An 18,654-nucleotide genomic window follows, 5' to 3' on the forward strand; every position below is an offset into this window, starting at 1 on the left:
CAGCACATGAACGACGAACTGACACTGGCCATCGATGTGGGCACCGGCAGCGTGCGCGCCGCGCTGGTCGATGCGCATGGCCGCGTGCTGTCGATCGCCGCGCGCGAGCATGACCAGATCGTGCCGGCCTTCGGCTGGTCCGAACAGCGCCCGCAGGACTGGTGGAACGGCACCGTGGCCGCCGTGCAAACGGTGCTGCAAGCGGTGCCCGGCGCGCGCGAACGCATCGCCATGGTGGCCGCCTGCGGCCAGATGCACGCCACCGTGCTGCTCGACGCCGATGGCGCACTGGCGCGCGACACGGCGCCGCTGTGGAACGACAAGCGCACCGTGCCCCTGGTCACCGCCTTCGAGGCGGCGCATCGGCCGCAGGACTATCTGGCCCGCACCGGCAATCCGCCCACGCCGGCCTGGCCCGCCTTCAAGCTGCAATGGCTGCGCGACCACGATCCGCAGGCCTGGCAGCGCACGCGGGCCGTGCTGATGCCCAAGGATTACCTGAACTTTTGCCTGACCGGCGTGGCCGGCATGGACCGCACCGAGGCGGCCTGCAGCTTCCTGATGGACCCGCGCACCGGCGACTGGTCGCGCGCCACCTGCGAGCAGCTGGGACTGGACATGGCCAAGCTGGCCACCATCCGTGATCCGCTCGATATCGTGGGCCATGTCACGGCGCAGGCGGCTGCGCAAACGGGGCTGCGGGAAGGCACGCCGGTGCTGGTCGGCGCCGGCGATTATCCGGTGGGCCTGCTCGGCTCCGGCGTGTGCAGCCCCGGCATGGGTTCGGAAATGCTGGGCACCTCGTGCATCGTCACCCTGGTGACGGATCAGCCGCTGCTGGACCCGGCCATTTCCAATGTCGGCACGGTCGAAGGGGGCTGGGGCGCTTTCATGCTGCTGGAAACGGGCGGCGACGCGATGCGCTGGGCGCGCCGCGCCTTTCATGAAAAAGCCCTCAGCTACGAAGACATCGTGGCCAAGGCGGCGCTGGCGCCGGCCGGCGCCGACCGCCTGTTCTTCATGCCCTATCTGTCGGGCGAGCGCTTTGGCCAGCACAGGAATGCCCGCGCCCAGTTCTTCGGCATCGGCGCCGCGCATGGGCTGGAGCACTTGCACCGCGCCGTGCTCGAAGGCGTGGCCTTCGGCGTCAAGCGCCATATCAATATCATGGAGCGTATCGCCGGGCGCAGGCTGGAACGCCTGGTCGCCTCGGGCGGCGGCGCGCGCACCGAGCTGTGGCTGCGCATCAAGGCCAGCGTGTACGGCATCCCGATCCTGGTGCCGCAGGAAGCCGAGTGCGGCATTATCGGCTGCGCCGCGATGGCGGCCGTGGCCCTGGGGCGCCATGCCACGCTGCCGCAGGCGGCAAACGCGCTGGTGGCCTATGACAAGGAAGTGGCGCCCGAGCCGCGCTGGATGGAGACCTATGCGCGCATGCAGCCCGTGTTTGAAAAGCTGTATCTGCACTCGCAGCGGATGTACGACGATCTCGACGGGCTGGCCCCATGATCCGCGCGATATTGTTCGACATGGACGGCACCCTGGTCGACAGCGAACCGCTGCATCATATCGCCATGCTGGAAGTACTCGACCAGGTGGGCGTGGCGCTGCCGGACACGTTCGCCCACGATTCCACCGGTATGGCGATGCCGGCCGTGTATGCGCTGCTGCGCGCCACCACCAGCTTGCAGATGGCGTATGCGGAACTGGTGGCCGCCAAGTATGCGGGCTTTCTGCGCCGGGCCGGCGAGATCGCCATGCGGCCCGGCGCGCAGGCCGCCATCGATGCGGCGCGCGCTGCCGGCCTGGCGGTGGCGGTGGTGTCGAACTCGGACCGCATGCTGGTCGACGCCAGCCTGGCCGTGGCCGGCATCTCGCGGCCCGACATGATCACGGTCACCCGCAATGACGTGCGCGAAGGCAAGCCGCATGCCGAACCGTATCTGCGCGCGGCCTGGCTGCTGGGCGTGGCGCCGCACGAGTGCCTGGTGGTCGAAGACAGCGCGCCGGGCGCGCAGGCGGGCCTGGCCGCCGGCATGACGGTCGTCGGCTGGCCCGAGCCGCATCGCCACGACCTGGTGTTTCCTGACGGCGTGCATACGCTGGCGGGCGACGACCTGGCAGGATTTTTACAGCAATTCATACAATAATGGAGACAAGCAGATGTATCTCGATAAATTCAAACTGACCAACAAGATCGCCGTCGTCACGGGCGCCGCGCGCGGCATCGGCCTGGCCACCGTGGAAGCGCTGGCCGAAGCCGGCGCCACCGTCGTCATCACCGACATGAACCCCGAGCTGCTGGCTGGCGCCGTGGAACAGCTGACGGCCAAGGGCCACCGCGTCGAGGGCGAACTGCTCGACGTGACCGACGCGAAAGCGGTGCAGCGCGTGCATGACGCGGTTCTGGCGCGCCATGGCCGCATCGATGTGCTGGTCAATAACGCCGGCATCGCGATCTCGAATCATCCGGCCGAAACCATGGCCGACGAGGTGTGGAACAAGGTCATCGACGTCAACCTCAATGGCCTGTTCTGGTGCTGCCGCACCTTCGGCAAGGGCATGCTGGAACGCGGCGCGGGCGCCATCGTCAATGTTGGCTCGATGTCCGGCTTTATCGTCAACCGCCCGCAGGAGCAGGCCAACTACAACGCCTCGAAAGCAGCCGTGCATCACCTGACGCGCTCGCTGGCGGCCGAGTGGGGTGCGCGCGGCGTGCGCGTTAATGCCGTGGCGCCCACCTATATCGAGACCGAGATGAACGCCTATGTCTACGACGACCCGGAAATGTACCGCCACTGGGTGGGCGGCACGCCGATGAACCGCATGGGCAAGGTCGACGAAGTGGCCTCGGTCATCCTGTTCCTGGCCAGCGACGCGGCCAGCCTGATGACCGGTTCCATCGTGCTGGCCGACGGCGGCTACGCGTGCTGGTAAGCATGCACATCTCAAAGGACATCGCATGAAACACACTATAAAAGGGGCACGCTTCCCCGGCCGCTATCTGCAAGGCCCGGGTGCGCTGGCCATGCTGGGCGGCGAAGTGGCGGCGTTTGCGGCGCAGGCCGTGGTGCTGCTCGACGGCGGCGTATTCGACATCCTGCAAGACAAGGTGCTGGCCGCGCTGGACGGCAAGGCGAAGGCGGAACTGGTACGCCATGGCGGCGAATGTTCGGATGCCGAAATCGCCCGCATCGTCGAACTGGCGAGCAAGGCCGGCGCCGGCGTGATCGTCGGCATCGGCGGCGGCAAGGCGCTCGACACGGCCAAGGCGGCCGCGCACGGCCTGTCGCTGCCCGTCATTATCGTGCCGACCATCGCGTCGTCGGATGCGCCCTGCAGCGCGCTGGCGGTGGTGTACAACGAGGACGGCGGCGTCGCCTATGACAAATTCTTGCCGCGCAATCCGGACCTGGTGCTGGTCGATACCGCCATCATCAGCCAGGCGCCGTCGCGCTTTCTGATCGCCGGCATCGGCGACGCACTGGCCACGTATTACGAAGCCGACGCCTGCCGCGACAGCGGGGCGGCCAACTGCCTCGGCATGCCGGGCCTGGAAGTGGCGCATGCGATCGCGCGCGCCTGCCGCGACACCATCTTCGAATATGGCGCGGCGGCGGTGGCCGAATGCGATGCCAAAACAGCCGGACCGGCGATGGAGCGCGTGGTCGAAGCCAATATCCTGTTGTCGGGCATCGGCTTCGAATCGGGCGGCGTGGCGTCGGCGCACGGCATCCACCATGGCCTGTGCGAACTGCCCGACGTGCACCATCACCTGCATGGCGAAAAGGTGGCGATCGGCGTGCTGGCTGGCCTGAAGCTGCGCGGCAATGAAGACGAATTCCGGCGCGTGCTGGCGTTCTGCCGGTCGGTGCGCCTGCCGACCCGCCTGGCCGATATCGGCATTGTCGATATCACCGAAGACAAGCTGCGCATCGTGGCCGAACGCGCCTGCCGTCCCGGTGAAATCACCCATAACGAGCCGGTCGCCATCGACGCCGGCATGCTGGTGGCCGCCTTGCGCGCGCTGCCAGTCTGAACAAGGAAAACCTGATGAACGCAATTACCCACAGTTTCGACAAGCGCCTGTTTGAAGGCAAGACCGTGATTGTCGCCGGCGCTTCCGGCGGCCTGGGCATGGCGATGGCGCGCGGTTTCGCGGCGCTGGGCGCACAGGTGATCGGCACCGGCACCTCGGCCGCGAAGAATGCGGCGGCGCAGGACGACCCGGCCAATGCCGGCATCCGTTTCGCCGTGCTCGACAGCCGCAACCATGAAGCGATCAAAACCTTCATGGCGGCGCTGCCAGCCATCGATGTGCTGGTCAATGCGCAGGGCATCGCCCGTCCCGGCGCCGAGTGGGAGGACGAGACCTTTCTCGATGTGCTGGACGTGAATCTCACCAGCCCGTTCCGCCTGGCGATGGCCGCCATGCCGCAGCTGGAGGCGGCGCGCGGCGCGGTGGTCAATGTGGCCTCCATGCTCAGCTACCTTGCCGACGCCGCCGTGCCTTCCTATACCGCCAGCAAGACCGGCATCGTCGGCCTGACGCGGGCGCTGGCGCACCGCTATGGCGCCTCCGGCGTGCGCATCAATGCGGTGGCGCCCGGCTATCACCGCACCGACATGACGCGCGAATTGTGGGAGGACCCGGTGGCCGAGGCGCGCATCGCCGAACGCTCGGCACTGAAGCGCTGGGGCACGACCGACGATATTGTCGGCGCCGTGATTTTCCTGTGTTCACCTGCGGCCGCCTTTGTTACCGGCGTCACCTTGCCGGTCGATGGCGGCTACCACAGCGGTTAAGGAGCAACCATGACACCGCAAGTGCGCATCGAGCGCTACAGCGAACCGCTGGCCCAGCGGCTGGAAGATCCGGCGGCCGCGCCCGCGCCGGGCGAAGTGGTGCTGTACTGGCTGGGCCAGGCCGGCTTTATCATCGACCTGCCCGGCTACCGGGTGCTGCTGGACCCGTATCTGTCGGATTCGCTGGCGCGCAAATATGCGGGTACGGCGTTTCCGCACCGGCGCATGATGGCCGCGCCCATCGTCCCCGACGACCTGCTGCGGCTCGACCTGGTGCTGTGCACGCACCGCCATACCGACCATATGGACCCGGACACCCTGCAGGCGCTGGCCGTGCGTTTCCCGCGCCTGCCGTTCGTGGTGCCGGCCGCGTCCATCGACGAGGCGCGCAAGCGCTGCGGCGTGCCGGACCGCCGTTTGATTGCTGTCAATGCCGGCGACAGCGTCGAACCCCTGCCCGGCTTTCGCGTGCGCCCGGTGCCGTCGGCGCATGAAACCCTGACCATCGATGCACAGCACCAGCACGAATGGCTAGGCTATGTGATCGATGTGGCAGGCGTGCGCCTGTACCACTCGGGCGACTGCATACCGTATCCGGCGCTGGCGGCCACCTTGGCGGAGTTGGCGCCGCAGGTGGCGCTGTTGCCGGTGAACGGGCGCGACCTGGACCGCAGCGGCAATGGCGTGCCCGGCAATTTCACCTTGGACGAAGCGATCGCCCTGTGCCGCGAGGTGCCGATACCCGTGATGGTGGCGCACCACTATGGCATGTTCGACTTCAACACGGTCGAACCACATGTGATCGACGCGCGCGCCAGCCTGGAGACTTCGCCGGCCCTGCACCGCGCGCAGCAGGCCTGGGCCATGCGCTTGAGCGCCTGATAGGCCCAAGATGGAACGCAAATCGGACGCCACCCGCGCCGCCATCGTCGAGACGGCGCTGGCGCTGGCCAGCCAGGAAGGGCTGGAGGCCTTGTCGCTGGGGCCGCTGGCCGACGCCATGAAGATGAGCAAGAGCGGCGTGTTTACCCGCTTCGGCTCGCGCAGCACCCTGCAGATGGCGGTGCTGCAAAACTACCATGGGCAGTTCCAGCGCCGCGTGCTGCAGCCGGCGCTGGCCGCGCGCCAGGGTTTGCCGCGCCTGCGCGCGCTGTTTTCATCGAGCCTGGCGCATATCGGCGAACCGCGGCCGGCCGGCTGTTTCTATATCAGTTGCGCCGCCGAATACGACGACCGTCCCGGTCCGCTGCGCCATGAACTGACCAGCGGCGTGCTGGCCTGGCGCGCGCTGTTCGAGCAAAGCGTGGCGCAGGCGGTGGAACTGGGCCAGCTGGCCGCCAGTGCCGACAAGGGGCAGATGGTGTTCGAGATCTACGGCTTGCTGCTGGCGGTGCAGCACGACATGCGCCTGCTTGAGCGCAGCGGCAGCGTGTCGCAGGCGCAGCAGGCGTTCGAACAACTGCTGCTGCGTCATTTGGCCGATGGCGCCGGATCCTGACGCAGCCATGGCTGGCCCTGCGCCTGGCGATACACGGCCAGGGTGCGCAGCAGGCCGCCCAAAAAGATACCGCTGAAGCAGCCGTAGGCGGCGCACACGAACAGCACAAAACCTGTCGCATGCGCGTAAGCGGGATGGATCGCCAGGCTGACCGCCACCGCATATTTCATGCAAAAGATACTCATCATCAGCATCAGGGGCAGCCAGCTGCCGGCCAGCTGCATCGTGCCGCGCTCGGGGAACGCCGCCAGCTTGCGCGGATTGGTCAGCGACCAGGCGAGCAGGCCGCCGGCCAGCGCACCGGCCGCCCAAGCAAATGGCGCCACGCCGTCAAAACCGAAGCTGCCATGCACGCCGGACAGCGACAGGGCCAGCATCACCAGCGGAATAATGCACAGCTTGCGCAAGGTCACTTCACGGGCACGGCTGGCCAGCACGCCGCGGTACACGAGAAAAGCCAGGATGGCCCAGACGTAGAGGGGAGTGTGGCTGAAGAGCTGTTGCATGGTGTCCGCCTTGGAAAGTCGTTGTCGATGGATGTACTGTGCCTGCCGACGGCGTGGACGGCGAGCGGACTGCGACGAAACGAAGACGGAAGGCCGTGAAAACGGCTGAGGATGGCGTGAAACTGCGGTGTGAAACGAAGACGAAAACCTGCCCGTGACATGGTCGCGGGCAGGGATGCAACTTATTCCGTCGGTGGCACGTAGCCCATGGCGGCATCGGCTCCATCGCCGAAGAAATGCTTTTCCATCTGCGTGGCCAGGTATTTGCGGGCGCGCGCGTCGGCCAGGTTCAAGCGGTTCTCGTTGACCAGCATGGTCTGGTGCTTGAGCCAGGCGGCCCAGGCTTCTTTCGACACCGATTCGTAAATTTTCTTGCCCAGTTCGCCCGGGTACGGCGGGAAGTCCAGTCCTTCGGCTTCCTTGTTGAGTTTGACGCAATGGATAGTGCGGGCCATCTGTGCTCCTGAATCGGTGTAAAGATAAAGCGTGATTATAAGGCACTTTGCGCGGCGCTACCGGCAGCCATGCTCGGCCGGCCGCGCGGCTTGTGACGCGCCCTTGCGCCAGATCAAATTTGATCTGCGCCGCCCCAGCTAGTAAGATGTGTTGTCGCGCAAGTGCGATCTTGCGCCAGTATTGCCTCAACCACGCGGCCCGCCCGCCCAACAAGAATGGAATCCCCTATGGTCTCGGTCAAAGTCAACGATATCAGCGTCAGCAATGAAGGCAAGTTTGTGCTGTTTGGCGGCATCAACGTGCTCGAATCGCGCGATCTCGCCCTGCGCGCCTGCGAAGAATATGTGCGCGTCACGCAAAAACTGGGCATTCCCTATATTTTCAAGGCCAGCTTCGACAAGGCCAACCGCTCGTCGATCCACTCCTACCGTGGCCCGGGCCTGGAAGAGGGCATGCGCATTTTCCAGGACGTCAAGGCCGCGTTTGGCGTGCCCATCATTACCGACGTGCATGAACCATGGCAGGCCCAGCAGGTCGCCGAAGTGGTCGACGTATTGCAACTGCCCGCTTTTTTGGCGCGCCAGACCGACCTGGTGGTGGCCCTGGCCAAGACCGGCAAGGTGATCAATATCAAGAAGCCGCAATTCCTCAGTCCTGGCCAGATGGCCAATATTGTCGAAAAATTCAAGGAGGCGGGCAATGAACAGCTGATCCTGTGCGATCGCGGCACCTGCCTGGGCTACGACAACCTGGTGGTCGACATGCTGGGCTTTGGCGTGATGAAACAGACCTGCAACGATTTGCCCATCATTTTTGATGTCACCCACGCCTTGCAGCAGCGCGATCCCGGTGGCGCCGCCTCCGGTGGCCGCCGCCAGCAAGTGGCGGACCTGGCCCGCGCCGGCCTGGCCGTCGGCATCGGCGGCCTGTTCCTGGAAGCCCATCCGGACCCGGACAACGCGCGCTGCGATGGTCCCAGCGCCTTGCCGCTCGATAAACTGGAACCGTTCCTGACGCAATTGAAGGCGCTGGACGACCTGGTGAAATCCTTCCCTGCGCTGAATATCAATTAATGGAAAACGGTAAATTGAACCCGCGCCTGGCCATCGTCATTCCGGCCCGCTACGCCTCCACGCGCCTGCCCGGCAAGCCGCTGCTTGATATCCTCGGCAAACCGATGGTGCAACATGTGTATGAACGGGCGCTGGAAGTGCCCGGCGTGGACACGGTGGTGATCGCCACCGACGACCAGCGCGTGGCTGACGCCGTGCGCGGCTTTGGCGGGCGCTGCGTGATGACCTCGCCAGACCATCCATCGGGCACCGACCGCCTGGCCGAGGTGATGCGGACGGTGGACGCCGACATCTATATCAACCTGCAGGGCGACGAACCTTTGGTGCGCCCGGCGGATATCGCCTTGCTGGCCGAAGGCATGCGGGTGGACAGCGCGGTGCAGGTGGGAACCTTGTGCCACGCCATCGATGCACAGGAAGCGCGCAACCCGAATACGGTCAAGGTGGTGTTGGCCGCCAATGGCGACGCCCTGTATTTCAGCCGCGCCGCGATTCCATTCGCGCGCGACGATGCGCCGGCCAGTTACCTGAAGCATGTGGGCGTATATGCCTACCGGCGCGACGTGCTGGCCGCGTATTCTGCCTTGCCGGCGGCGATGCTGGAGCAGGCCGAAAAGCTGGAGCAACTGCGTTTGCTGGCGGCGGGACTGCGCATCCGTGCGTTCCAGGTGGCGCCTTCCGGGCCCGGGGTCGATACGCACGAATGCCTGGCGCGCGTGCGTGCGCTGATGGCCGGTGAAACACCTGCATCCCTGCCGACCCTGGCCGAGATCAAACTGGTGATTACCGATGTCGATGGGGTGCTGACCGATGGCGGCATTTATTATGACGCCACCGGCGAATGCCTGAAGCGCTTCCATGTGCGCGACGGCCTGGGCATGCGCCTGCTGGAAGAAAACGGCGTGCGCGTGGCGGTGCTGTCGGGCCGCGATTCTCCGACCCTGCGCAAGCGGGTGGCGGATCTTGGCATCACCCTGTACCAGTTCGGCGTGAAGGATAAGCATGGCGCCTGCCGCGAGCTGATGGAACAGGCTGGAGTTGGCGTCAATGAAACCGTCTGTATCGGCGACGACAGCATCGACCTGCCCGCGTTTGCCGCCTGCGGCCTGTCGTATGCGGTGGCCGACGCCCCCGTCTACGTACAGGCGCGCGCCAGCGCCGTGCTGGTCAAGGAGGGAGGCAAGGGGGCTTTCCGTGAACTGGCTGACGCCATTCTGGTTGCGCAGGGCAAGGAGCATGTATTCGGTTCGGCCGAGGGTTTTTCCACGGTGATGGGCCGGGTGGTGCAATAACATTGAACAGCGGGCCGGAGACGCGAGCTTGGCCCGGGAAGCCTGTGCGGGCGACTGGGGTTGTAATGTCCTCCGCTGGTCTGCTTGTGGAGAGGCCTTGCTCCTGATGGTATTTACAACGTCTTGATCAACACCTGCGACTTGCGCTGCCAGTTATACATATGCTGGCGGTCCTTCGGCAAATCGTCCACGGTGGCCGGCAGGAAGCCCCGTTTCTTGAACCAGTGCGAAGTGCGCGTGGTCAGCACGAACAGCTTGGTCAGCCCGGCGGCGCGCGCGCGGTTTTCCATGTGCTTCAAGATGCGCTCGCCATCGCCCTGGGTCTGCACTTCGGGGTTGACGATCAGGCAGGCCATTTCCGCCATCTTCTCGGCCGGGAACGGGTACAGCGCGGCGCAGCCGAAGATCACGCCATCGTGCTCGATGACGGAGAAATAATCGATTTCGCGTTCGATCAGCTCGCGGCCCCGCTTGACCAGGGTGCCGTCCGCTTCCATCGGCTCGATCAGCTTGATGATGCCGCCCACGTCCTCGATGGTGGCCTGGCGCAGGCTTTCCAGGTTTTCATGGCTGATCATGGTGCCCACGCCATCGTGGGTAAACAATTCCAGCAGGGCCGAACCGTCCATCGAGAACGGCACGATGTGCGAGCGGTCCACGCCGTTGTGGCAGGCCTTGACGCAGTGTTTCAGGTAGAACGCGGTGGCGTCCGGCAAAAAGCCCGCCATCAGCACGGCCTCGGCCTGGTGCGACGACAGCTCGCGGATTTCCACGCCGGTGGCATCGGCCATCATCGGCGTTTCGGTAATGAAGATCAGCTTGTCGGCATGCAGGGCGATCGCCGCGCTGCAGGCCACGTCTTCCATGGTCAGGTTGAACGCTTCGCCGGTCGGCGAAAAGCCCAGCGGCGACAGCAGCACCAGGCCATCGGAACCGAGGATGGAGTGGATGGTTTCGGCGTCGACCTTGCGCGTGATGCCGGTCAGTTCCAGGTCCACGCCATCGATCACGCCCAGCGGGCGCGCCGTGATGAAGTTACCTGAAATAATACGGATCGCCGCGTTCGACATCGGCGTGTTCGGCAAGCCCTGGCTGAACGCGGCCTCGATATCGAGGCGCAATTCGCCGGCCGCTTCCTTCGCGCATTCGAGCGCGGCGATGTCGGTAATCCGCACGCCATTGTGAAAGCGGCCTTCGACGTTACGCAGGGCCAGCTGTTCGGCCACCTGCGGGCGCGAACCATAGACCACGGTCACATTGATATCGAGCGCATGCAGCAGCGATAAATCATGGGCCAGCACCTGCAGCGCCCCGGCGCTGACGAGTTCACCGGGGAAGGCGACCACGAAGGTCTTGCCGCGAAAGGCGTGGATGTAAGGCGCGACGGAGCGCAGCCATTGGACGAATTGGGTAGGGTTTTCCATTAAGCGCATTATAATTCGCTGCGCGATGTGCGCGCTCAAAATACCTGTAAAAAACAATGTCTTCAGCCAGCGATAAGTCTTCCCCTCCTTTCACTGTTGCAAATGTGCCAGCGAATGCACCCGATCGCGCTGCGCGCCAGCGTCCGCCCGTCGGCCAGCAAAGGCCACAGAAGCCGCAAAAGCCGCGTACGGAAGAACAGCAGCAACAGCAGCAACAGCGTGACGCCGCCCGCGCCGCGCGTGAGGCGGAAAAAGCGTTCCGCAATCCGCTGCCTCCGATCACGTATCCGGAAGACTTGCCGGTGTCGGGCCGGCGCGCCGAAATCGCCAAGGCCCTGCTGGACAACCAGGTCATCATCGTGTCGGGCGAAACGGGTTCCGGCAAGACCACCCAGCTGCCGAAGATCTGCCTGGAACTGGGACGCGGCCAGAAGGGCCTGATCGGCCACACCCAGCCGCGCCGTATCGCCGCCTCGTCGACCGCCAAGCGCATCGCGCAGGAACTGGGCACACCGCTCGGTGTCACCGTCGGTTTTAAAGTCCGCTTTGCCGATACCCTGACGAAGGGTGCCTCGGTCAAGCTGATGACGGACGGCATCCTGCTGGCCGAGACGCAGACCGACCCGCTGCTGAAAAACTACGACACCATCATCATCGATGAGGCGCACGAACGCAGCCTGAACATCGATTTCCTGCTCGGCTACCTGAAGCAGCTGCTGCCGCGCCGGCCCGATCTGAAAATCATTATCACCTCGGCCACCATCGACGCCGAGCGCTTTGCGCGCCATTTCGGCACGCCTGAAAAGCCGGCGCCCGTGATCGAAGTGTCGGGCCGCCTGTACCAGGTGGAAGTGCGCTATCGTCCGGTCGAACGCGAACAGGTGGCGATGCCGGGTGCGGCCAATCCCGACAAACCTGGCCAGAGGACTGCCGCCGCGCGCGAAAAGCGCGACCTGATGGACGCCGTCGTCGATGGCGTGGAAGAGCTGTGCCGCATCGGCTCGGGCGACGTGCTGGTGTTCCTGCCGGGCGAGCGCGAGATCCGCGACTGCGCCGAAGCGCTGCGCAAGCACCATCCGCCGCACGTGGAGATTTTGCCGCTGTTCGCCCGCCTGTCGGCCGAAGAGCAGGAGCGCGTCTTCAAGACCAGCAATGCGCGCCGCATCGTGCTGGCCACCAACGTGGCGGAAACCTCGCTGACCGTGCCCGGCATCCGCTATGTGGTCGATGCCGGCCTGGCGCGTGTGAAGCGCTACAGCTACCGCAATAAAGTCGAACAGTTGCAGGTCGAGCCGATCGCGCAGTCGGCCGCCAACCAGCGCGCCGGCCGTTGCGGCCGCGTGGCCGACGGCGTCTGCATCCGCCTGTACGAAGAGCAGGACTATCTGCTGCGTCCGAAATTCACGGAGCCGGAAATCCTGCGCTCGTCCCTGGCGGCCGTCATCCTGCGCATGAAGTCATTGCACCTGACGGACGTGGAAACCTTCCCGTTTATCGAACCGCCACTGGCGCGCGCGATCGCCGATGGCTACCAGCTGCTGCAGGAACTGGGCGCCGTCGACGAGGTCAACCAGCTCACGCCGCTGGGCAACAAGCTGGCCAAGCTGCCGCTCGATCCGCGCGTGGGCCGCATGATCCTTGCCGCGCTGGACAACGCCTGTCTGACGGAAGTCTTGATCGTCGCTTCCGCCCTGTCGGTGCAGGACCCGCGCGACCGGCCGATGGAGCACCAGCAGGCAGCCGATGAAGCGCACAAGAAGTTTGCCGATGAAAAATCGGAGTTTTTGAGCTACCTGAAGATCTGGCGCTGGTTCGAGTCCGCCATCGAGCACAAGAAAACCAACCGCCAGCTGCAGGACAATTGCCGCACCAACTTTTTGTCGCAGATGCGCCTGCGCGAATGGCGCGACGTCCATTCGCAGCTGCTGACCATTGTCAAGGAGCAGGGCTGGCGTTTGAACGAAGCGCCGGCCACCTACGACAACCTGCATATGGCGCTGCTGACCGGTTTGCTGGGTAATATCGGCTTCAAGGGCGAGGACGAGCCGGGCGCGGGCTACCTGGGCGCGCGCGGCATCAAGTTCCATATCTGGCCAGGTTCGTCGCTGCTGAAAAAGCCGGGCAAGTGGATCATGGCGGCCGAACTGGTCGACACCACGCGATTGTATGCGCGCTGCGTGGCCAGGATCGAGCCCGAGTGGCTGGAAAAAGTCGGCGTGCACCTGCTGAAAAAATCGTGGGGCGAGCCGCGCTGGGAAAAACGTTCGGCGCAGGTCACCGCATCGGAACGGGCCACGCTGTACGGCCTGGTGGTGTACAGCCAGCGCCGCATCAATTACGGCAATTTCAATTTGCCGGAAGCGCGCGAGATTTTTATTCGCGACGCATTGGTGGGCGGCGACTTCGACACGCGCGCGCCGTTCTTTGCGCACAACCACAAGCTGATCAAGGACATCGAAAACCTCGAACACAAATCGCGCCGGCTGGACGTGCTGGTCGACGATGAACTGATCGCGGCCTTCTACGACCAGCTGCTGCCGGCCGACGTGTGCAATGGCGCCGGTTTCGAGAAGTGGCACAAGGAAGCCACGCGCGAGAACCCGAAGCTGCTGTACCTGAACCGCGAAGAGCTGATGCGCCACGAGGCGGCCGGCGTGACGACCGACCTGTTCCCGAAAACCATGTCGGTGACGGGCCTGGAAATGGGGTTGACCTACCACTTCGAGCCGGGCAGCCTGCGCGACGGCGTGACGTTATCCGTGCCGCTGTATGCGCTGAACCAGTTGCCGCGCGAGCGCTGCGAATGGCTGGTGCCGGGCATGCTGAAGGAAAAAGTCCATCTGCTGCTGAAATCCCTGCCGCAAAAGCTGCGCCGCCACTGCGTGCCGCTGCCCGACTATGCGGCCAAGTTCTGCGAGCGCGTGCATGAAGCGGGCGTGTTCGGCCGCGGGGACCTGGTCGACGCCATCATTCTGGACATCCGCACGCAGATCACCATCAATGTGCTGACCACCGACTTCAAGCCGGAAACCCTGCCGGCCCATCACTTCATGAATTTCAAGGTGATCGACGAGCATGGCCGCCAGCTCGACATGGGCCGCAACCTGGCCACCCTGCAAGCCGAATTCGGCGGCCAGGCGCGCCAGAGTTTCCAGAAGCTGGCCGAGGTGTCGGGGGTGTCGGGTGCCGGCACGCCGGGCGCGAAGGTGGCGGGCAGCCAGGTTGCCGCGCGCTTGCAGTCACAGGCGCAGGCGGCGCCGGCCAAGGCGGGCAATGCGCCGGCCAAGGCTGCTGCGCCAGCCGGCAATAGCGTTGCCCAGCATATGGGTTTGACGGGCTGGACCTTTGGCGAACTGCCGGAGCTGCTCGAAATCGTGCAGGGCAAGCTGACCCTGATCGGCTTCCCCGCGCTGGTCGACAAGGGCACGCATTGCGACCTGGAAGTGTTTGACGACCCGACCGTGGCGGCGCGCACGCACCGCACCGGCCTGCGCCGGCTGTTCGCGCTGCAGATGAAGGAGCAGATCAAGTTCGTCGAAAAAAGCATTCCCGGCCTGCAGCAGATGGGCATGCAGTTCATGGCGCTGGGGTCGCAAGAGGAATTGCGCGAGCAGATCATCAACAAGGCGATCGACATCGCCTGCCTGCAAGACCCGCTGCCGCTGGACGCCGCCTCGTTCGCCAAGCGCCAGATGGAAGGCAAGTCGCGCCTGGTGCTCCTGGTGAATGAAATCGCCCGCCTGCTGTCGCAGGTGCTGACGGAATTCCACGGACTGCCCAAGCGCCTGCAGAATATTCCGGCGCCGGCCGCCACCGATATCCAGGCCCAGCTGCAAGGCCTGGTGCACAAACGTTTTCTCACCGAAAACGAGTACACCCAGCTGTCGCACTTCCCCCGCTACTTGAAGGCGATCAACGTGCGGCTGGAAAAACTGCGCGCCGACCCCGCGCGCGACACCAAGCTCATGGCCGAATGGCAATCGGCCGCCGCGCCGTATCTGCGCCAGGCGAAAGACCGCCAGGCCGGCAAGAATACCGACCCGAAACTGGTCGATTTCCGCTGGATGCTGGAAGAACTGCGCGTGTCGCTGTTTGCGCAGGAGCTGAGGACGCCGATGCCGGTGTCGGCCAAACGTTTACAAAAAGTTTGGGAATCAATGCAGCGATAGACGACGTCACGCAGGTCGGATTAGGCGGGGCCGCCGAGGCGCAAGGCGCCGTAATCCGACACCACCGTAACGTCAACAATGTTGTCGGATTACGCGAGGCAAAGCCTCGCTAATCCGACCTACGCGCCCCCTGCGGCTAGATCAACTCCGCCGGTTCATCTCGTCATCGTCGCTCAACGACGAGCGCGAGCCCAGGTCGTCTTGCAAGCTGCCGCTCCCGCTTGCGGTCCCGGTCCCGGTCCCGGCCCGGCTGCCGCTCATCGACGAGCCCGACATGCTGCCGCCGGTGCCCGATTGCAGGCTGGCGCCGCCGCGCAGGTCGCTGCCGGAGGGCATGCGGCTACCGGCCAGGCTGCCCATGGTGTTCATGTCGCCGGTGCCATAGCGCGAACTGGTGCCGTAGAACTGGTTCATCTGGTCATTCCACGCTTCGCTGGCCATGTCGGGCCAGTTGTCCTTGTCGAAGCCGGGGGCGCTTTTCAATTGATCCTTGTCCACATCCAGCAGGAAACGCTTGTTGACGGTGTCCAGGGCCAGCTTTTCCCACGGCACGGCGAACAGCTTTTCGCCCAGGCCCAGCACGCCGCCGAAGGACAGCACGGCATAGGCGATCCGGCCGCTGCGCATGTCGAGCATGATTTCCTTGATGTCGCCCAGTTGTTCGTCGTCGTGGTTGTAGACATCGTCGCCGATCAGGGTGTCGGCGCCCATCAGTGCGGGGCCGGGTCCGGTGTCGTTGCGGTACATGCCCAGCATGTCGCGGTCCAGATAGCTCATGGTGTTTTCTCCAGTCAAAGGGGATGGAAGTGCGCGGTGAGCGTCCAGAGTAGGCATGGCGCCCTGGCGGCGCTTGAGCTATCTCAATTGTGTCAGGGGAACTTTTAAAAGCGCCGGATCGTACGGTGTCGTGCGGCAAGTGCGGTACTCTATGGTGTCCAATCAGGAGGCTCTGCAATCATGGTTAAACCCGCCACCACGTGGTTGCGCGGCTTGCTGCGTGCCGGCAAGGTGCAGCAGCGTACGGCCACCAAGCTGGCCAAGGTGCTGTTCGGTCCACCTGCGGCCAAGCCCGCTTCCAAGCCCCGCCGCAAACCGGTGGCCAGGGCCGCGCCGGCCGGCCCCGATCCGCTGGCGCCGCCGCGCGTGCGCAAGAAGGCCGCGCCCGCGCCGGGCAAATGGCTGGCCTCGCAGTATGCGCCGCTGGTGGAGCGGGGACAGTTGCCGGGCCGGCGCCTGCCGTATTATCTGTATCTGCCTGATAAAGCGCCCAACGTGGCCATGCGCAGCCGGGGCCGGCCGCTGCTGGTGATGCTGCACGGCTGCGAACAGAGCGCCACCCAGTTTGCCGAAGGCTCGCGCATGAACCGCCTGGCCGAGCGCAAGGGCTATGCGGTACTGTATCCGCAGCAGTCGCTGCGCTCGCATGCGCGGCGCTGCTGGAAATGGTATGAAAAGCTGACCCAGGAGGGCGGCGGCGACGTCGGCCTGATCGTCGGCGCCATCGCCCAGGTGGCGGCGCGCTATCCCATCGACCGCTCGCGCATTTATATCTGCGGCATTTCCGCCGGCGCCGGCATGGCCCATATCGTGGCCTTGAACCATCCGCAGCTGTTTGCCGCCGTCGGCCTGCATTCGGGGCCCATGTTTGGCGCCGGCCACAGCCTGATCGGCGCCATGCACGTGATGCAGCATGGGGCGGCCAGCCGGGTCGACAGCGCCATCGATGAAGTGCTGGCGCGCCAGCCCATGTTTCCGCGCCTGCCGACCATTTTGCTGCAGGGCCAGCAGGATAGCGTGGTGCGTCCCATTAACCAGACGCAATTGGTGCGCCAGAGCATACGCATCAACCGCATGCCGTTCGACACCGTGGTGACGGCCGAGCGCTGGCCGCCAGGCGCCACGGGCGGCCGCAATCCCGCACATGGCTATGCCCTGCATGATTATCAGGTGGCAGGGGAGTTGCTGCTGCGCGTGGCGCAGATCGAGCAGCTGGAGCACGCCTGGAGCGGTGGCGACGCCAGCCTGCCGTTCAATGCCAAGGCGGGGCCGGACGCCAGCAAGATGCTGCTGGACTTTTTCGCGCGCCAGCAGCGGCGCTTGTAGACGCTACAGCAGCAGGAAGGCCAGCGCCGCCACGGCAGTGGGCAGCAGGGCGCCGGCCAGCAGGCCCAGCGCGCCGATCGATTCATTGTTGAAGCCGCGCCGCAGCAGGGCCACGCCGGCCGGGTTGGGCGCATTGGCGATCACGGTCAGGCCGCCGCCGGCCACCGCGCCCGCCACCAGCATGTATTTCGCTTCCTCGCTCATGCCGACGATCAGCGAACCGAGATAGGTCAGGGCGGCATTGTCGGTAATGGCGGTCAGGCCCAGCGCGCCGAAGAACAGCGCCAGCGGTTTCAGGCTCGATACTATCGGCTGCAACCACCATTGCTGCATGCCGCCCAGCACCACCAGCCCCGCCAAAAAGAAGCCGACCAGCAAGCCTTCCTTCAGGATCAAGGGGCTTTGATGGCGTTCATAGGCCTGCACGAAGCCGAGGAAGAACAGGAACAAGCCCAGGAACAAGACCGGGTGATGGGCCAGCGCCACCACGCCGGCCAGCACGGCCAGGTGCACCAGGCTGATGGCCAGCGGTACTTTGGGCGGCTCGACGGCGCCCGGTTTCGGCTTGATGTCGGCGGTATTGCTGTGCAAATATTTGCGCAACAGCAGGCAGGCGGCGGTGGCGTTGACCAGCACGGCAATCGCCGCCTTCCAGCCGAAATGGCTGGCCATGAAGGCGCTGTCCCAGTTCCAGGTGGCCGCCACCATCAGCACCGGCGGCGCCGCATACGAGGTCAGCATGCCACCGATGGAAACGTTGACGAACAGCACGCCCAGCGCGCCATATTTCAGCCATTCGGGTATGCCGGGGCGAAAGATCTGCGGCGCCAGCATCAGCGCGGCCAGGGTCATGGCGGCCGGTTCGGTGATCAGGGACCCCGTCAGCGGCACCAGCGCCAGACCCAGCCAGGCCAGCGCCAGTTCGGTACGCAGCGGCATGGCGCGCGCCACGCCTTTGAGCAGGCGCTGCACGGCGTCGAGCACGGGGCGCGAAGCGGCCACCACCATGACGACAAAGACAAACAGCGGTTCCGTGTAATGGCGCGACTCGGCATAGCTGATCGCCGCGTCGCCGCCGGAAACGAAGGCCATGGCGATGATCAGGATAAACGCCCAGAAACCGAACACGACTTCCACCTCGCCCAGCAGATGAAACACGCCGGCATGGCGCGGGTGGCGGTGGGCCAGCACTTCAAACGACTTGGCGGCAAAGGTGTGGACGAGGGCGAGGCCGAAGATGACGGCGCTGATCAATTGTATGGTGGTCAAATGGGATGTCCTTGAAGAATAAGAAACCGGCGCTGTCATGCTGGCCGGTAAGGAGAGT

The 18,654-nt window shown here is 65.0% G+C and carries 16 protein-coding genes; 11 read left to right on the top strand and 5 right to left on the bottom strand.

Translation table 11 applies throughout. The annotated features are described in order from the left end of the window. Positions 1 to 6: 6 nt before the first annotated feature. Genes Q8L25_RS11645 through Q8L25_RS11675 form a run of 7 tightly spaced genes read left to right on the top strand, consistent with a single transcriptional unit; the run spans position 7 to position 6,304 of the window. Positions 7 to 1,509 (top strand): FGGY family carbohydrate kinase, encoded by a 1,503-nt coding sequence (locus Q8L25_RS11645; RefSeq protein ID WP_308924968.1) that lies wholly within the window; start codon positions 7 to 9, stop codon positions 1,507 to 1,509. Further along, entirely contained in the window at positions 1,506 to 2,150 is a 645-nt protein-coding gene (locus Q8L25_RS11650; protein WP_308924969.1) for an HAD family phosphatase, read from the top strand. The genes Q8L25_RS11645 and Q8L25_RS11650 overlap by 4 nt, the downstream gene beginning before the upstream one ends. 13 nt (positions 2,151 to 2,163) lie before the next feature. Continuing rightward, positions 2,164 to 2,937, top strand: a complete 774-nt coding sequence (locus Q8L25_RS11655) for an SDR family oxidoreductase (RefSeq protein WP_308924970.1) — start codon at positions 2,164 to 2,166, stop codon at positions 2,935 to 2,937. A 25-nt stretch (positions 2,938 to 2,962) separates the two neighbouring features. Further along, on the top strand, positions 2,963 to 4,039 hold the full coding sequence (locus tag Q8L25_RS11660; protein ID WP_308924971.1) for a glycerol dehydrogenase: 1,077 nt from the start codon (positions 2,963 to 2,965) through the stop codon (positions 4,037 to 4,039). Positions 4,040 to 4,053: 14 nt separating this feature from the next. After that, positions 4,054 to 4,806 carry an SDR family oxidoreductase gene (locus tag Q8L25_RS11665; protein ID WP_308924972.1) on the top strand — a complete coding sequence of 251 codons (753 nt, stop codon included), beginning with the start codon at positions 4,054 to 4,056 and terminating at the stop codon, positions 4,804 to 4,806. A gap of 9 nt (positions 4,807 to 4,815) precedes the next feature. Further along, a complete protein-coding gene (locus tag Q8L25_RS11670) occupies positions 4,816 to 5,688 on the top strand; it encodes an MBL fold metallo-hydrolase (protein ID WP_308924973.1) in 873 nt (290 codons plus the stop codon). 10 nt (positions 5,689 to 5,698) lie between these two features. Then, positions 5,699 to 6,304, top strand: a complete 606-nt coding sequence (locus Q8L25_RS11675; protein WP_308924974.1) for a TetR family transcriptional regulator C-terminal domain-containing protein — start codon at positions 5,699 to 5,701, stop codon at positions 6,302 to 6,304. Here the strand turns inward: Q8L25_RS11675 and Q8L25_RS11680 are convergent. Together Q8L25_RS11680 and Q8L25_RS11685 are read right to left on the bottom strand one after the other, a co-directional pair. Beyond that, complete coding sequence (locus Q8L25_RS11680) at positions 6,277 to 6,810, bottom strand: DUF6622 family protein (RefSeq protein ID WP_308924975.1); 534 nt, start codon at positions 6,808 to 6,810, stop codon at positions 6,277 to 6,279. The genes Q8L25_RS11675 and Q8L25_RS11680 overlap by 28 nt on opposite strands. Before the next feature lie 182 nt (positions 6,811 to 6,992). Beyond that, positions 6,993 to 7,265, bottom strand: a complete 273-nt coding sequence (locus Q8L25_RS11685; RefSeq protein WP_065310347.1) for an oxidative damage protection protein — start codon at positions 7,263 to 7,265, stop codon at positions 6,993 to 6,995. A 228-nt stretch (positions 7,266 to 7,493) separates the two neighbouring features. Here Q8L25_RS11685 and kdsA point away from each other — a divergent pair, with 228 nt between their 5' ends. Together kdsA and kdsB are read left to right on the top strand one after the other, a co-directional pair. Beyond that, positions 7,494 to 8,339: a 3-deoxy-8-phosphooctulonate synthase gene (gene kdsA / locus Q8L25_RS11690; RefSeq protein ID WP_308924976.1), complete on the top strand. Its 846-nt coding sequence runs from the start codon at positions 7,494 to 7,496 to the stop codon at positions 8,337 to 8,339. Continuing rightward, the gene (gene kdsB / locus Q8L25_RS11695) at positions 8,339 to 9,631 is read left to right on the top strand and encodes a 3-deoxy-manno-octulosonate cytidylyltransferase (protein WP_308924977.1); all 1,293 of its coding nucleotides are present in this window, start codon (positions 8,339 to 8,341) and stop codon (positions 9,629 to 9,631) included. Before kdsA ends, kdsB begins: the two co-directional genes overlap by 1 nt. 113 nt (positions 9,632 to 9,744) lie before the next feature. Here the strand turns inward: kdsB and argA are convergent, their stop codons facing one another. Continuing rightward, on the bottom strand, positions 9,745 to 11,055 hold the full coding sequence (gene argA, locus Q8L25_RS11700; RefSeq protein ID WP_308924978.1) for an amino-acid N-acetyltransferase: 1,311 nt from the start codon (positions 11,053 to 11,055) through the stop codon (positions 9,745 to 9,747). Between the two features lie 56 nt (positions 11,056 to 11,111). On the opposite strand from argA, the gene hrpA reads away from it, so the two are divergent. Continuing rightward, positions 11,112 to 15,224, top strand: a complete 4,113-nt coding sequence (gene hrpA, locus Q8L25_RS11705) for an ATP-dependent RNA helicase HrpA (protein ID WP_308924979.1) — start codon at positions 11,112 to 11,114, stop codon at positions 15,222 to 15,224. Between the two features lie 141 nt (positions 15,225 to 15,365). On the opposite strand, the gene Q8L25_RS11710 is transcribed toward hrpA, so the two are convergent. Continuing rightward, a complete protein-coding gene (locus Q8L25_RS11710; RefSeq protein ID WP_308924980.1) occupies positions 15,366 to 16,001 on the bottom strand; it encodes a PRC-barrel domain-containing protein in 636 nt (211 codons plus the stop codon). A gap of 180 nt (positions 16,002 to 16,181) precedes the next feature. Between Q8L25_RS11710 and Q8L25_RS11715 the strand changes: the two genes are divergently transcribed. Continuing rightward, the gene (locus Q8L25_RS11715) at positions 16,182 to 17,327 is read left to right on the top strand and encodes a PHB depolymerase family esterase (RefSeq protein WP_308924981.1); all 1,146 of its coding nucleotides are present in this window, start codon (positions 16,182 to 16,184) and stop codon (positions 17,325 to 17,327) included. A gap of 3 nt (positions 17,328 to 17,330) precedes the next feature. On the opposite strand, the gene Q8L25_RS11720 is transcribed toward Q8L25_RS11715, so the two are convergent. Then, the gene (locus tag Q8L25_RS11720; RefSeq protein ID WP_308924982.1) at positions 17,331 to 18,596 is read right to left on the bottom strand and encodes a putative Na+/H+ antiporter; all 1,266 of its coding nucleotides are present in this window, start codon (positions 18,594 to 18,596) and stop codon (positions 17,331 to 17,333) included. Between the last annotated feature and the right edge of the window lie 58 nt (positions 18,597 to 18,654).

This window comes from Janthinobacterium sp. J1-1 (genome assembly GCF_030944405.1).
GTDB lineage: Bacteria > Pseudomonadota > Gammaproteobacteria > Burkholderiales > Burkholderiaceae_D > Janthinobacterium.